Origin of the sequence: Paenibacillus sp. FSL H7-0756 (assembly GCF_038006765.1) — a bacterium.
In the GTDB taxonomy this organism is placed as follows: domain Bacteria; phylum Bacillota; class Bacilli; order Paenibacillales; family Paenibacillaceae; genus Paenibacillus_AQ.
Genome location: NZ_JBBOVT010000002.1, coordinates 1,217,133 through 1,231,142 on the forward strand (window position 1 = coordinate 1,217,133; position 14,010 = coordinate 1,231,142).

12 protein-coding genes are annotated in these 14,010 nt (G+C 49.6%); 9 read left to right on the forward strand and 3 right to left on the reverse strand.

The annotated features are described in order from the left end of the window. Nucleotides 1-27 precede the first annotated feature (27 nt). Nucleotides 28-396 carry a hypothetical protein gene (locus NST04_RS21930; RefSeq protein WP_341186146.1) on the forward strand — a complete coding sequence of 123 codons (369 nt, stop codon included), beginning with the start codon at nt 28-30 and terminating at the stop codon, nt 394-396. Between the two features lie 108 nt (nt 397-504). Here the strand turns inward: NST04_RS21930 and NST04_RS21935 are convergent, their stop codons facing one another. Then, nucleotides 505-690, reverse strand: coding sequence for a hypothetical protein (locus tag NST04_RS21935; RefSeq protein WP_341186147.1), 186 nt, complete (start codon nt 688-690; stop codon nt 505-507). 359 nt (nt 691-1,049) lie between these two features. On the opposite strand from NST04_RS21935, the gene NST04_RS21940 reads away from it, so the two are divergent. The 6 genes from NST04_RS21940 (at nt 1,050) to NST04_RS21965 (ending at nt 8,545) form a co-directional block, all read left to right on the forward strand. Next, a complete protein-coding gene (locus NST04_RS21940; protein ID WP_341186148.1) occupies nt 1,050-1,187 on the forward strand; it encodes a hypothetical protein in 138 nt (45 codons plus the stop codon). Nucleotides 1,188-1,407: 220 nt separating this feature from the next. Then, nucleotides 1,408-2,961, forward strand: coding sequence for a response regulator (locus NST04_RS21945; RefSeq protein WP_341186818.1), 1,554 nt, complete (start codon nt 1,408-1,410; stop codon nt 2,959-2,961). A gap of 18 nt (nt 2,962-2,979) precedes the next feature. Then, entirely contained in the window at nt 2,980-4,722 is a 1,743-nt protein-coding gene (locus NST04_RS21950) for a sensor histidine kinase (protein ID WP_341186149.1), read from the forward strand. A 122-nt stretch (nt 4,723-4,844) separates the two neighbouring features. Further along, nucleotides 4,845-6,524, forward strand: coding sequence for an ABC transporter substrate-binding protein (locus NST04_RS21955; protein ID WP_341186150.1), 1,680 nt, complete (start codon nt 4,845-4,847; stop codon nt 6,522-6,524). A 117-nt stretch (nt 6,525-6,641) separates the two neighbouring features. Further along, entirely contained in the window at nt 6,642-7,604 is a 963-nt protein-coding gene (locus tag NST04_RS21960) for an ABC transporter permease (protein ID WP_051493410.1), read from the forward strand. A 17-nt stretch (nt 7,605-7,621) separates the two neighbouring features. Further along, entirely contained in the window at nt 7,622-8,545 is a 924-nt protein-coding gene (locus NST04_RS21965) for a carbohydrate ABC transporter permease (RefSeq protein WP_036694305.1), read from the forward strand. Nucleotides 8,546-8,696: 151 nt separating this feature from the next. Here NST04_RS21965 and NST04_RS21970 read toward each other — a convergent pair whose 3' ends face one another. Together NST04_RS21970 and NST04_RS21975 are read right to left on the reverse strand one after the other, a co-directional pair. After that, nucleotides 8,697-10,193 (reverse strand): monooxygenase, encoded by a 1,497-nt coding sequence (locus NST04_RS21970; RefSeq protein WP_341186151.1) that lies wholly within the window; start codon nt 10,191-10,193, stop codon nt 8,697-8,699. Nucleotides 10,194-10,217: 24 nt separating this feature from the next. Continuing rightward, a complete protein-coding gene (locus NST04_RS21975) occupies nt 10,218-10,619 on the reverse strand; it encodes a RidA family protein (RefSeq protein WP_341186152.1) in 402 nt (133 codons plus the stop codon). Between the two features lie 285 nt (nt 10,620-10,904). Here NST04_RS21975 and NST04_RS21980 point away from each other — a divergent pair, with 285 nt between their 5' ends. After that, nucleotides 10,905-11,384 carry a MarR family transcriptional regulator gene (locus NST04_RS21980; RefSeq protein ID WP_341186153.1) on the forward strand — a complete coding sequence of 160 codons (480 nt, stop codon included), beginning with the start codon at nt 10,905-10,907 and terminating at the stop codon, nt 11,382-11,384. 282 nt (nt 11,385-11,666) lie between these two features. Next, the gene (locus NST04_RS21985) at nt 11,667-13,955 is read left to right on the forward strand and encodes a preprotein translocase subunit SecA (RefSeq protein WP_341186154.1); all 2,289 of its coding nucleotides are present in this window, start codon (nt 11,667-11,669) and stop codon (nt 13,953-13,955) included. The last annotated feature ends 55 nt before the right edge of the window (nt 13,956-14,010 follow it).

Genomic DNA, 14,010 nt, shown 5'->3' on the forward strand with positions numbered 1-14,010 from the left:
AACACTGTCAAAGGAGGCACACAAGCTATGGAAATTCAATTAAGCGGCATGTGCGGAAATTCACCGAAGAACAAGCTGGCTGAGGATTTAGCAGTTGCTCTTATTACTGGAGATACCAAGACATTAAGCCATCTGCTTACCGACAATTCTACTGTAGAACTTGTAGGCAGTGAACATTATCCGTTATCTGCCGTTCTCCAGAAGTCAGCATCAGTTCCAGAGCTCACTGCGCTGACGATTGAACACGCCATCTCCCACGGCAAAATCGCTGCTGTGAGCGGTAATTGGGTGACTCGCAGCGGAATTCGTTTCTCCTTCAGCGATCACTATACTTTCGCTACGACCAAGGGCACTGAAGTGACTGCTGCAAGCTGTTACCGGATCAAGCTGCCTTGACATGAAGTTTATTCACAGCGAAAAGCCGCCCGCTTCGCTAACGCGAATTCCGGACGGCTTTTTCCATTATATTAGTTAGTATAAACACAACTTTTCTCGCTGTCGGTTTCACACACCCTGCGATACAAGCTCTCTCTGCGCGGAAGCTGCTCCATCCGTGTCCGAATCCGGGCTCTTATCCAGTTCCTCCACACGCGCCACATTCAGTTCCTGCTCATTCTGATGAAGCTCCTTGACCATATTCCTGTAGATATGGGCTTCTTGACGGTCCAGCCCGTCACGATTCTCTTTCATGATCCAGGTTTCCACGGTTCGCTTGAGAATTTCCCCTTTTCGTTCCAACAGTTTCGTATAAGTCAACGTTTCTTCATTCCCTTCCTGATGCTTAGAGTTCATACGCCGGGGTACGCTCAAATATGACTTCCGGCGTAACGTCTACTATTATACGGGAAAGAACCGGCTCACCCAATGCGGAGCAGCCGGGCTTACACAGGGTGAGCCGTACTGAGCTTAGAAGAGACTAACTCAGCAGACAGGGTTCGTAAACATTCGGACGGATGCTCCCATATACGGCAGGATATCATTAGAATAGCACCACGTACACCTTGCTCAGTCGGCCCGCACACCTCGCTCTGGCGCATTGTATTTGCGAATTGAAGGAACGTCTGGCCAGGGGAGATCTGTGGACGGATGAATATTCAGCTGAACTGGCGAATGTTCAGACCCGGGCAGCCGAGCTGGTGCAGCATCAGCATCCGCTGCCCCCGCATCTCCTGCAGAATGACAAATAAACTAAGCGCATAGCGGAAAATACAATACCGAACAACCTGTGTCAAACGATGCAGGCTCTTCGTGTTGAAGAGATTTTCCAGCAGGTGCTAGAATAAAAAGTCGTTTCCACTCGAATTCTGTCAGGAAATTAGCTTATAATGATCACACTGCGGCTTGACCGAGGATGGAACAGGACCAAGCAATCCAGAATAACCCCAAGGAGGAAGTCCATTGTATAAGGTGCTGATTGTAGATGATGAAGTTTTTGTGCGGAAGGGCTTGATCCGGATCTTAAGCGAATGCTCGCCGCAATTCGAAATTTGCGGTGAAGCCGAGAATGGGGAGCAAGCGCTTACCCTGATTGAACAATTGAACCCGGAGCTGGTGATTGCCGATATCCGTATGCCAGTGCTGGACGGGCTGGAACTGATCAAGAAAGTGAAGACGGAGCTTGTGCAGGAGCCGATTTTTATTATTTTGAGCGGATATGCCGACTTCTCCTATGCCCAGCAAGCCTTCCGGTACAATGTGTCCGATTATATCCTCAAGCCGGTTGACGAACAGGAGCTTGCGGTTGCGCTCAGCAAAATCGCCCATATACTGAACAAGAAACAGCTCCTCTCCATTACCCGTGAAAAGCCTCTGGTTGAGACGGTCATCGAAAGCCTGCTGCAGACAGAACCTGATGATCAGGTCATGGGGCGGATCGCCTACGCGCTGGAGCTTCCTCTCACCTCTTCCTATACGTATCTCATCGCAGAAATGCAGGATCAGCTCCCCGCCGGAGAAGTCGATTACCTGCCTGCACTGAAGGACTCGCTGCTGCGTTATTTCCGCCAAGAGGCTCAGACTCTGCTCCTTCATGTACGCACTAACAATCAATACGGGGTGATCGTGCCCGGCCATTGGGCCGATGATCCTAATCCATCCCCGTGGGGAGGCTACCGCACAATGCTGGATGCACTGGAGCGGGAGCTTGGAACAAGCATCGCTTTGTTCGTTGGCCGGACGGTAAGCCATCTCAAGCAGATTGCAGACTCCGGGACCAGTGCCGAGCAATGCCTCCAGTACCGTTTTGCCGCCGGCTTCGAAGGCATTTATATGGCGGACGAGCTGCTGGAGCTGCCCTTATACTATTTCGACATCGATGAAGGATTGCACAGCAAGCTGATTTACGAGGTCGAAGCCAATGACAACAAGGGTTACAGCTCAACTGTGGACGCTATCTTCACCCTGTTCCAAGAGCGCCACTTCGCCCCCGGAGCGGTGACGAACACGATCCGGCGCAGCATGATTGCCATCATTAATATTATCCGGCAGCTCGAAGGTGACGAGAATACGCTGCAATGGATGCATGAGCTGCTCAACTGGCCGCTGAAGTACCGAAATCTGAATCAGCTGAAGCAGATATTCCAGCAGTTTATCGCCGAAGCCGCAGAATATATCGCAGAGAAGCGCGGCGGCAAGAGCGAGGGCAATATTGAAAAAATCAAAAAATACATCGACGGGCATTACCGTGAAAATATCTACCTCAAGGGTATTGCCGCCGATTTCGATATGAACCCTGTCTATCTTGGACAGTTATTCCGCAAAACCTACGGAGTGTATTTCAATGAATACCTGCTGACCCTGCGGATTGAGGAGGCCAAACGCCTGCTGCGGCAAACCAAGAAGCGGATGTACGAAATCGCGGAGCTGGTCGGCTTCCAGAATGCGGATTATTTTGCCACCCAGTTTGAAAAGCTTGAGAATATGACGCCAACCGATTATCGCAATATGATGATTGGGCAGTAAATAAGGAGGCTCCCTGCCGTGTTCAACTTCCGTCTGAATCATATGAAGCTTAGAAGCAAGCTGATTGTCATCTACATTGTATGCGTGTTCATCCCGATCATCCTGACCAATGTAATGTTCTATCAGGTGACCACCGCCAATATCAAGAATCAGAAGACCGCGGATGCCGAGCAGGCGATGAATCTGCTGCAGGCTGAGCTGAGGACCGTCATTGAAGATGCTGCAGGCATGTCCTACCTCTACTCTATTGACCGGCAGCTGATCCAGCATCTGAATACCACCTATGCTTCAACAGACCGCTATGTGGAGTCGCTGAACGCCATATCGAATCTGTTCAACCGGACCGACAAAGAGAACAAGGTGCTGAGCTCCTCGGTGATTATGACCGACAATCCAACCGTTCTGGCCTCAGCCCATATCATTAAGCTGGAGGACAGCATGCGCGAGCAGGACTGGTATAAGCAGATCAGTAAGTTCAGCAACACTCACCCTCATCTCTATGTAACGCCCGACAGCATCAGCGTGATCCAGCGCCTTACCGACCGCAGGCTGGAGACCTACGAGCATGTGCTCAAAATTGACCTGAACATGAACTATATCCGGCAGATTCTGGATTTATCCAGCTTCAGCGGTGATTTCTATATTCTTGACCCGTCGGGCCAGGCCCGCTTCGGCCGTCTCTCCAGCGGTCAGCCCAGCGGGCTGATTAATGCGGCGCATACCCTGACCCCAACTGAGATTCCCAAGCCTAAGCAGGCCATTGTAATCGACAAAACCTACCAGAATAACCGCTATCTAAGCGGCTGGTCGATTTACGGCGTCCTGGATGAGACCCTTATTTTGTCTGACGTCAGACAATCCGGGCAATTTATCCTCTGGTTCGCCGGTATTAACTTCCTGGTTCCTACCATCGTAATTATGATCATGTCCCGTTCTATTCACACGCGTATTAAGAACATTCTGAGGCATATGAAGTCTGTAAAAGACAAAAACTTCGGACTCATCCCCTACCACCTGGAGCGGGATGAGATTGGCGAGCTTACCGTTGAGTTCAACCGGATGAGTAAACGCATTGAGAACCTGATCAATGATGTATATGTTGCAGAAATACAGAAGAAGGAGCTGGAACTCCGGCAGCGGCAGGCCCAGCTGCATGCGCTGCACAGTCAGATCAACCCTCATTTCCTGTTCAATGCGCTGGAGACGATCCGGATGCGCAGTATGATGAAGGGTGAGACCCAGACGGCGCGGACGATTCAGAACATGGCGAAAATTTTCCGCAAATCAATCACATGGAAGAGCAGCTTCGTTACGATCCGCGAGGAGCTGGAATTAATCGAGAGCTTCCTGGAGATTCAGAAATACCGCTTCGACAACAAGCTTGAATATCACATCGAGGTAGACCAGTCGCTGCTGAACATTGAAATTCCGAAGATGGCCTTCCTTCCGTATGTGGAGAACGCCAGTATTCACGGAATTGAGAATATAGCCGGCATCGGGTATATCAATATCCAGATCGCCCAGGAGAACGGGCAGATTGTCTTCGTCATTGCAGATAACGGCGTGGGCATGGACCAGGAGAAAATCAGTGAGCTTATGCATTATCTGGACGATGAGACCGCCATGGGGGATTCAATCGGGATGAAGAATGTAATCACCCGGCTGAGGATCACCTACGGGGAATCGTTCACCTTCTCCATCACGAGCGAGCCCGGAGCGGGAACCCGCATTTTGCTGCGGTTGCCTCTGGATAACAAATAATAAATATAGGGTATACCTTAATTATTCAAAGACTGATCTAAGGTTTGCCCTGTAACAAAGTTAAACGCTTTCTTTTATAATGAGGATGTTCAATAGCACAAAGTAAAGAAAGGGGATATGAAATGCGTACAAAGAAATGGATGCAAACCGGACTGGCTGCTGTTATGGCTTCAGCCCTCCTCATTGCCGGCTGCTCGGGCGGCAACAACGGGAACAAGAACAGTGCCAGCGGCAACGACGGCGAGGTAAGCACTGAGCCGGTAACGTTCACTTACTTCGGCTTCGGAGCCAACAAGGATACCATGGCCAGTGATACCACCATCGGTAAGAAGCTTCAGGAACAGACAGGCGTAGACTGGAAAATGGAATATGTAGTTGGCGATGGAAGCACCAAGTCCGGGGTTATGATTGCCGGAGGCGATTATCCTGATGTCATCTCTCCAGTCGGCGAGCTCGCCAAGCTGCTCGATGCCGGTGCATACATTCCGCTCAATGATCTGATTGAGAAGTATGGCCCTAACATCAAGCGTGTCTACGGCGATTATATGAACAAGATCACCAATGAAGACGGCAACATCTATATCCTTCCCTTCACTGCAAATGTAAACGGATACTTATCGCCGCCAGATCCAAGCAGTACCTTCTGGATGCAGAGACGCGTCCTTAAGGAATTCGGTTACCCGGAAGTGAAAACGCTTGACCAGTACTTTGACCTGATTGAGAAATACCAAGCTAAGTACCCTAAGGTGGATGGTAAAGACACCATCGGCTTCGCTACTTTCGCCGGTACAGCCGGTGAATTCTTCACCATCACCAACCAGCCTATGCATCTGGCCGGTTATCCGAATGAAGGCGCCGTCCTGGTGGACATGGAGTCTCATGAAGCCAAGCTGTACCAGGGAACCGAAGATGAGAAGCGCTGGCTGGCTAAATTGAACGAAATGAACGGCAAGGGTCTGGTTGACCCTGAGACGTTCACAGCGAACAAAGACCAGTATCTGGCGAAGCTGACCTCCGGCCGTGTACTCGGATATGTCAACTATTCCTGGCAGATCAACGACGCCACGAACAATCTGAGATCCGCCGGTAACGACGATCTGCGTTACGTTGCCCTTCCTATCGTATTTGACGAAGGCATTAAAGATGCTTATGTTGATCCTCCGTCCTTCGTTAACAACCGCGGGCTGGGTATCTCTGTCAGCGCAAAAGATCCGGTCCGCATCATCAAGTATTTTGACAACCTGCTGACCGATGAGAACCAGAAGCTTGTCGAGTGGGGCATTGAAGGCGAAACTTACACTAAGAACGCTGAAGGCCGTATGGTGATGAGCGAAGAACAGCTGACAAACCGCAACGACAATGATTTCAAACGTAAATTCGGCTTCGCTTATTTCGATTATGAATGGCCGCGTTATGGCGACAATTCCGTGTATGATGACGGCAACGCCCACGTTCCGTTCAACCAGCCGGAAGTTGCAGCGATCAACTACACAGATGGCGACAAAACACTGCTGGAGAAATACAACCTGAAGACCTTCTCCGACTTCTATGCCGAGCCGGTAGAGCGTCCATGGTACCCTGCCTGGAGTATTGAGAAAGAACCGGGCTCCCCTGAGCAGCTCTTCAGCCAGAGAGCCGGCGATTTGCAGCAGAAGTACTATCCTCGTATGGTGCTTGCTGCCCCTGGCCAATTTGAAAAGGTCTGGAGTGAATACCTGGCCGAATACAACAAGCTCGATGCTAAGGGCTACGAAGAATTCATGACTAACAAGATCAAGGACCGCATCGACGGCAAATGGTAAGCGTCCGCTTCCCAGATGCAGCATGATGAACCGGGAAAAGTGAAGCCTGCCTTCACTTTTCCCTTCTACACTTGTTAGCAAAGAGAGAATATGGAGCTTGGAAAGGGGACGGTACAGGTGGGAAAAACCGCTGTGCAGTTGGCAAAATCGAATAATACCGGTACTTCGCGCTTCAAAACCTTTTTTAAAGAGCTATCTAAACAGAAAATGCTGATGCTGATGTCATTGCCCTTTCTGTTATGGGTGATTATATTCAAATACCTCCCGCTATGGGGATGGACGATTGCTTTTCAGAAATTCAAGCCAGCCAAGGATCTGTTCGACCAGAAGTGGGTCGGCTGGGACAATTTCAAATTCCTGTTCCAGGAACAGCAGTTCTATCGCGTCCTTCGTAATACTCTGGTTATGAGCTCCATTAACCTGGTTCTCGGATTTGTAACGGCCATCGTACTGGCCCTGCTGCTGAATGAGCTGCGCAATGTGTTCTTCAAACGCACCGTGCAGACGATCAGTTACCTGCCTTACTTCATTTCCTGGGTCGTAGCGGCCAATATTGTACAGATGGCACTGGCACCGGAAGGGATCATCAATGTGCTGCTGGTCAAAGCGCAGCTTATTGATCATCCAATTCTGTGGCTGGGCGAAGGCAAGTACTTCTGGGGAATACTCGGGGTTACGGAAGTCTGGAAGAATGTCGGCTGGAATACCATCATCTATCTGGCAGCCATCACCTCCATCGACCCTTCTCAATATGAAGCGGCTGAGATTGACGGGGCATCCCGTCTGCAAAGAATGTTCTATATTACCCTGCCGGGTATCAAGCCGGTTATCGTTCTGATTCTGATCATGAACCTGGGCCATATTCTGGAGTCCGGCTTCGAGGCACAGTACCTGTTAGGTAACGGGATGAACCTCGACTACTCGGAGAATCTGGATATCTTCGTACTGAAGTACGGGATGCAGATGAACAACTTCGGGCTTGCCACCGCAGCGGGTATGTTCAAGACGCTGGTCAGCTTCATCTTCTTGATCGCAGCCAATAATATCGCCAAGCGTATGGGCGAAAGCAGATTGTACTAGAAAGGAGGACACAAGTAATGGCTAAATCCAAAACCAATTCATACCGGAATTCATCGCTTGGTGACCGAATCTTCGATATATGCAATACGATCTTCATGATTCTCTTGGTCATTGTTACCCTCTATCCGTTCCTGAATATGTTTGCTCTATCGTTCAATGAAGCGAATGACTCTGTCCGCGGTGATATTTATATCTGGCCTCGTGAATGGACACTGCGCAACTTCGAGTATGTATTCAGTGAATCCAACATCTTCTTTTCAACGTTTGTCTCTGCAGCACGGACGGTAATCGGCACTGTGGTCTCCGTATTCTGTACAGCGATGCTGGCCTATACGGTAAGCCGTCCGGAATATAAGCTGAAGAAGTTTGTGTCCGTCACGTTTATTTTCACCATGTACTTCAGCGGCGGTCTGATTCCAGGCTACCTGCTGATCAAAGAGCTGAACATGCTGAACAGCTTCTGGGTCTATATCATTCCGGGCATCATCGGCGTATTTAATATGATCGTCATCCGCTCCTTCATTGAGGCACTGCCTGAGGGACTGATGGAATCGGCCAAAATCGACGGCGCAGGCGACTTCATCACCTTCTCGCGCATTGTGCTTCCGCTGACCGTTCCGGCGCTGGCTACTGTCTCCCTGTTCGTAGCGGTCTATCAGTGGAATTCCTGGTTTGACGTCTTCCTGTACAACTCCTCCACGCCAAGCCTGAGTACGCTGCAATACGAGCTGATGAAGATGCTGTCAACATCCAACACCGCGATGTCCAGTTCCTCGGCAGCCGATGCCTTTGCGAACGCGCAGGGCAACAAATCGACCGTTACACCGACCTCTATCCGTGCTACGATGACTATTGTGGCCAGTGTGCCGATTATCATCGTCTATCCGTTCCTGCAGAAGTATTTCGTCAAAGGGATGGTTGTCGGCGGGGTCAAAGGTTAAGTCTTACGATCCAATGAATACTATTAAAATAAACAAGCGATCCTCCGGGGGCTGTCCGCCTTCTGAAGGGTCGCTTGTTTTTAATTGCAAGCCCTAATTCATTAGATCCTTGAACGTGGTAGCGAATCAGTTACGCACCTCGAACGAATTACTATACGGTAATGTCCCCGCACCAGCGAGTGATTCCTTCATTTATGGTTTGCATTGGATTTGGAGCGGATAGAGGAATCGCCCAGGCAATATGTCCATCCGGCCGAATAAGCGCCGTGTGGACGTCGTTCCAATCCGCGTCAGCCTCAGCCAAAGAGGCATGTACAACTTGAAGGTTGCTAAACGTTTCCCATTGACAGCTATTCTGTTCATTAGGATGGAAATGCAGCAGAAGAAAAGTACCTTTTTGTAGTAACGGATAGGAGTTAATCAATTGCCCGTCTTTCAGCTTTAAGCTTAGATCCTTGAAACGTTTCCCATTTAAAGGATGGGGAGGCGCTTCGGCGTCTGGAGCATAAAGTACATCCATTGCGGAAACTTGTGCGGCGATCTGATAATTTGCTTCCGGTATTTGAATCAGTTTAGCTAACATACTTCGAAGTTCCGTGATAGGGGGAGTCACATCCAGAAGCAGGGTTTGGACCTCGGTATTCCGGAGCAAGGTTGTATTCCATGGAAAGCGTTCGGCATGATAACTGTCCAATAGCCAGTCCGGAGCCCAGCCTTTGATTGCTCCTGCAAGCTTCCAGCCTAAGTTCATCGCTTCTTGTAAGCCGACATTCATTCCCTGTCCACCAGCGGGAAAATGAATGTGCGCCGAATCTCCCGCCAAGAACAATCGACCATTCCGATAGCGTCCAGCTTGCCGCGTCGCATTTCCGAAACGGGACATCCATTTCACATCGTTCAATCCCAGATCGCTTCCGGTTGTACGGATGAGCGATGAACGAAACTCTTCCAATGTAACGGGCTCATCCTTAGAGATGTTACGTCTCTCCATATCGATCATCAAGACCCGATACAGATGATCATTGATCGGCATGATGCTGACCAATCCTTTTTCTGTAATCCGGGATATGACACTCATAGGAGCCAAATCAGATAGAACGGCATCCCCCAGAATCGCCGTGAAGGTCGCATCTGAACCTTCAAATGATATATTTGCATGCTTGCGAACCAAACTTCTGGCTCCATCCGTACCTACCACATAAGCTGATCTTAACGTTGTTTCTGCATGAGGTCCTGCGACCTTAACGTCAACCCCATCCTCATCCTGGTGTACAGATAGAGCCTCAACCTCTCTCCAGACCTCTGCGCCAAGGCTAAGCGCCCATTCCTCCAACACCTTCTCCGTCTCACTCTGCGGTAAAAAGAGAGTGTGATTGGAAGAAGAATTCAACACCGTGAAATCCAAAGGAGTTTCTAATCCGGCGAAATGTCCTCTCGAAAGTAAGCGGCCTTGACTGATTAATTGTGATTTCAGTCCACGCATATCTAATATTTCAAGAGTTCGAGGATGTACGGTAAGCGCACGTGAATAAGGAGTTGTCTCTTTTAATCGCTCAATGACGCAGACCTTTACACCGGCTAATGCCAATTCCCCGGCCAGCATCATGCCGACAGGTCCGCCACCGATCAGGATGACTTCATATTTCATATCAAAAGCCTCTTTTCTTAAACATTATGGGAAGATCACGATAGCGTCTATTTCGATAAGCCATTCAGGATCGGCTAGTGCTTGAACGCCTATATAGGTACTTGCTGTCTTCGGCCAGTGAGGGCCAAACACATGAAATCCTGCCTCAAAAATAATCGGAATCATTTCCGGGTTGTGGTTTACAACAAAAATATTCATTTTTACAATGTACAAGGGATCCGCTCGCACGGCTTCCAATGCATACTTAAGGTTGGTGAACACTTGAATCGCTTGCGCGTAATAGTCCCCTGAACCGACCAATGATCCTGTTTCATCTACAGAAACCTGACCTGAGATGAAGGCCAATTGGGAGGCAGTAGTTACCACGACATGAGAAATTACAGATGTAAACTTATCCGTCAAGGTCTTCGGATTTACGACCTCCATAGGCAGGTATGCTCCATTTCCCTATTTATAAATTCCCTCTTGAAAAGTGGACAAGTATTCCCGGCAAACCTCCTTCATCAATTATTGTTTCGTTAGAACCTTTTTTATCGCCCGTTAAAACAAGGGTGATGAAAATTATATACAATTTTAGTTTCATTCGAAACAATATCATTTTACTTGGTTACTCTTTATCATGTCAACCCCAATCCCAATATGGGTATTCCGTATGTTTCTCAGAGAACAATCTATGATATAATAAAACAAATAAGTCGAGGAGCCAGCATAATGATGGATACTGCCAGTAAAAACAAAACTGCCATTCATGAATTTTTCGTTCAGTTTCTTGAGCAAAAAGAGCAATATGAAACCCGAATAACTGCCACATACCTGAAGGATATCCGGAAGCATATTGAATCAGAATTCAGCTTGAATATGACGGAACTGCACACCATTGCGTGCATCGGAGAGCAGGAGCCGATCAATCTCACTTCCATCGCGGAGAGAATCAATTTAAGTAAAGGAAATACCTCCAAGATCGCAAATAAATTACTAAAGGCAGGTTGGGTGCGAAAAGCCCAGTTCAACGACAACAAAAAGGAAGTGTATTTTCGGCTAACGCCTATCGGCAAAAAGCTATTTGCTGCTCATGATGAGCTTCATGTGAAGGAAAAGCAAAGAATGTACGAGTTTTTGGAAAGATATAAAGAAAGCGAGCTCGAATTTATTAAACAGCTGTTTGGAGATATGGTGGACTTCTATCGCTAACGAACCCAATAAATTGTACATAGGTTAGACATCAATAATAATTGGGGATACAGTTCAAGTGAGAGGCTGCTTTTAATCGTAACAGGGGTCATCCTGCCGGTTGACGGCGGACTGAGTGCCTAAAGGCTGCTCCCACTCCCCTTTCCTATTCAGCTAACTCTCGTCTCTTGGGCTTATAATCCATACATTGGTAAACCGAAACAGGAATAGATTATAATATACAGTAAAGTAGCCCGATGACGTTCATATTAGCAGTTGGGAGAACAGGGAGAGACTATGACTATGAATATAGCTGCTAGATTCGTGCAACGTTTCAGAGATTACGATAACCGGAATATGCTTAGTGTCTACCGGGACAAAACGGAGCACATCCGCAAACGCAATTTGCAGACATGGGATGACACCAAGCTTCAGCAGGAGTCCCTCCGGCTCCGGCACGCTGCCCAATCCGGCATAGCTCTGGACGAGCTGCTGGTCGATGCCTATTCATTAGTCTGCGAGGCTGCCTCAAGAACCCTCGGATTACAGCCTTATGATGTCCAGATCATGGCTGCTATCGCCCTGCACGAGCGAATGCTGATTGAGCAGCACACGGGTGAAGGCAAAACCCTCTCAGCCGTAATGCCGGCCTATCTGAATGCGCTGACCGGCAAAGGCGTGCATGTGCTGACCTTCAATGATTATTTGGCCCGGCGGGATGCACAGTGGATGGGTCCCATCTACCGCTTCCTGGGACTATCGGTGGATTCGGTTCAAGCGGGCATGAGTCTGAGCGAGAAAAGGGCGGCCTACAGGAGCGATATCACCTATGTTACGGCAAAAGAAGCAGGGTTCGACTACTTGCGGGACACCATTGCGCTCACGGAAGCCGCTACGGTACACCGCCCTTTCCACTATGTCATCGTGGACGAAGCTGATTCCCTGCTGCTTGATGAAGCGCGGGTACCGCTTGTAATCAGCGGCGAATCCGAGGTCAGTCATAGCGACGGCATGCGATACGCAGATCTGGCCCGGCAGCTGCTGGCTGGAGAGCATTACGATTATGACGAATTCCAACGGAACGTATACCTGAACGATGCTGGTGCTGCCAAGGTAGAGGAGCTGCTGGGATGCGGTAATCTCTACGATAGCCGGAACAGTCAGCTGCTAACCTCACTGAATTGTGCGCTGCATGTGGAGACCTTATTAACGAAGGACATTGATTACATTGTCCGTGGCGGTGCTATCGAGCTGATCGAAGAATATACGGGACGCGTGGCCGAGAACCGGTATTTGCCGGACGGGCTGCAAGCCGCACTGACTGCCAAAGAAGGACTGAAATGGACCGCAGGCGGGAAAATTCTCGGTACAATCACTATTCAACACTTCATTAGCCTATATCCGGAAATCTGCGGAATGACCGCTACAGCCTGCGCCTCGGCTATGGAATTCAAGGATATCTATGCTCTGCAGGTGGTGGAGATTCCGCCGAATCAGCCGAACATCCGGGTAGATCACCCTCACCGGATCTACACACACAAGGATGTCAAATATCAGGCGCTCGTGCAGGACATCTCCTCTATTCACAGGGAGGGACGTCCCATACTGATTGGGACCGCAAGCGTCGAGGAATCGGACATGCTGGCTGCGGAGCTTGCGGCTGCCGGTGTTCCCGTTCAGGTACTGAATGCGAAGAATGATGCTGAGGAAGCGGATATCATCGCCAGAGCCGGAGAACTCGGCGCCGTAACGGTCTCAACGAATATGGCGGGTCGCGGTGTCGATATCCGGCTCGGCGGCGGTGACCCGGTACAGGCCGACGCTGTCGCCCGGCTCGGCGGGTTATATGTCATTGGCACCCATGTGAATGAGAGCGTGCGGATTGACAATCAGCTTCGCGGGCGTTCCGGCCGCCAGGGCGACCCGGGGGCTTCTGTCTTCTATGTCAGTCTGGAAGACGATTTGATGCGCCGCTTCAGCTCCCCAACCCCAGCCCATGCGCTCAGACAGCAGGAAGCTATTGCAGAGCCTTCGCTTGGCCGGAAGATCGCAAGTATTCAGCAAATTGTAATGAGCCAGAACTTCGATATCCATAACGAGCTGAACCGTTATTCGGATATGATCGAGGACCAGCGGCGGATTCTCTACACAGAGCGGCTCAGCATCCTGCTGGGCGAGCAGAGGGTGAGCCCTGCGGAACAGCGGGTACGGCTGTTCTATATCGATGAATGCTGGGCTGACCATCTGGCCTTCGTCTCCTATCTCCGCGAAGGCATTCACCTGGAGAGCATCGCCAGCCGCAGCCCGATCGATGAATTTCATACGCAGATTACCGGAGCATTCGATCAGATTCCGGATAAGATCGAACGTGCGGCAGAGGCTATGCTGATCAGGCTCGGCGGGTCCAATGATCCGGCTGAATGGGAACGGCTGGGACTGAGGAGCCCTGCTTCCACCCGGACTTATATCATCAACGACCAATATCTCCAGAATAAGCGCAGCTCATGGACGGGAACGACAGTGGTGGCTTTTTGGCTTCGTCCAATTGCTCAGAAGCTGCTATCCCCCTTCATTAAGCAGCCGAAATACTAATAGAACCTTTATTATAGTAATAGAAACGGCTATGCCGTCCTTAAGAGGATAGCGT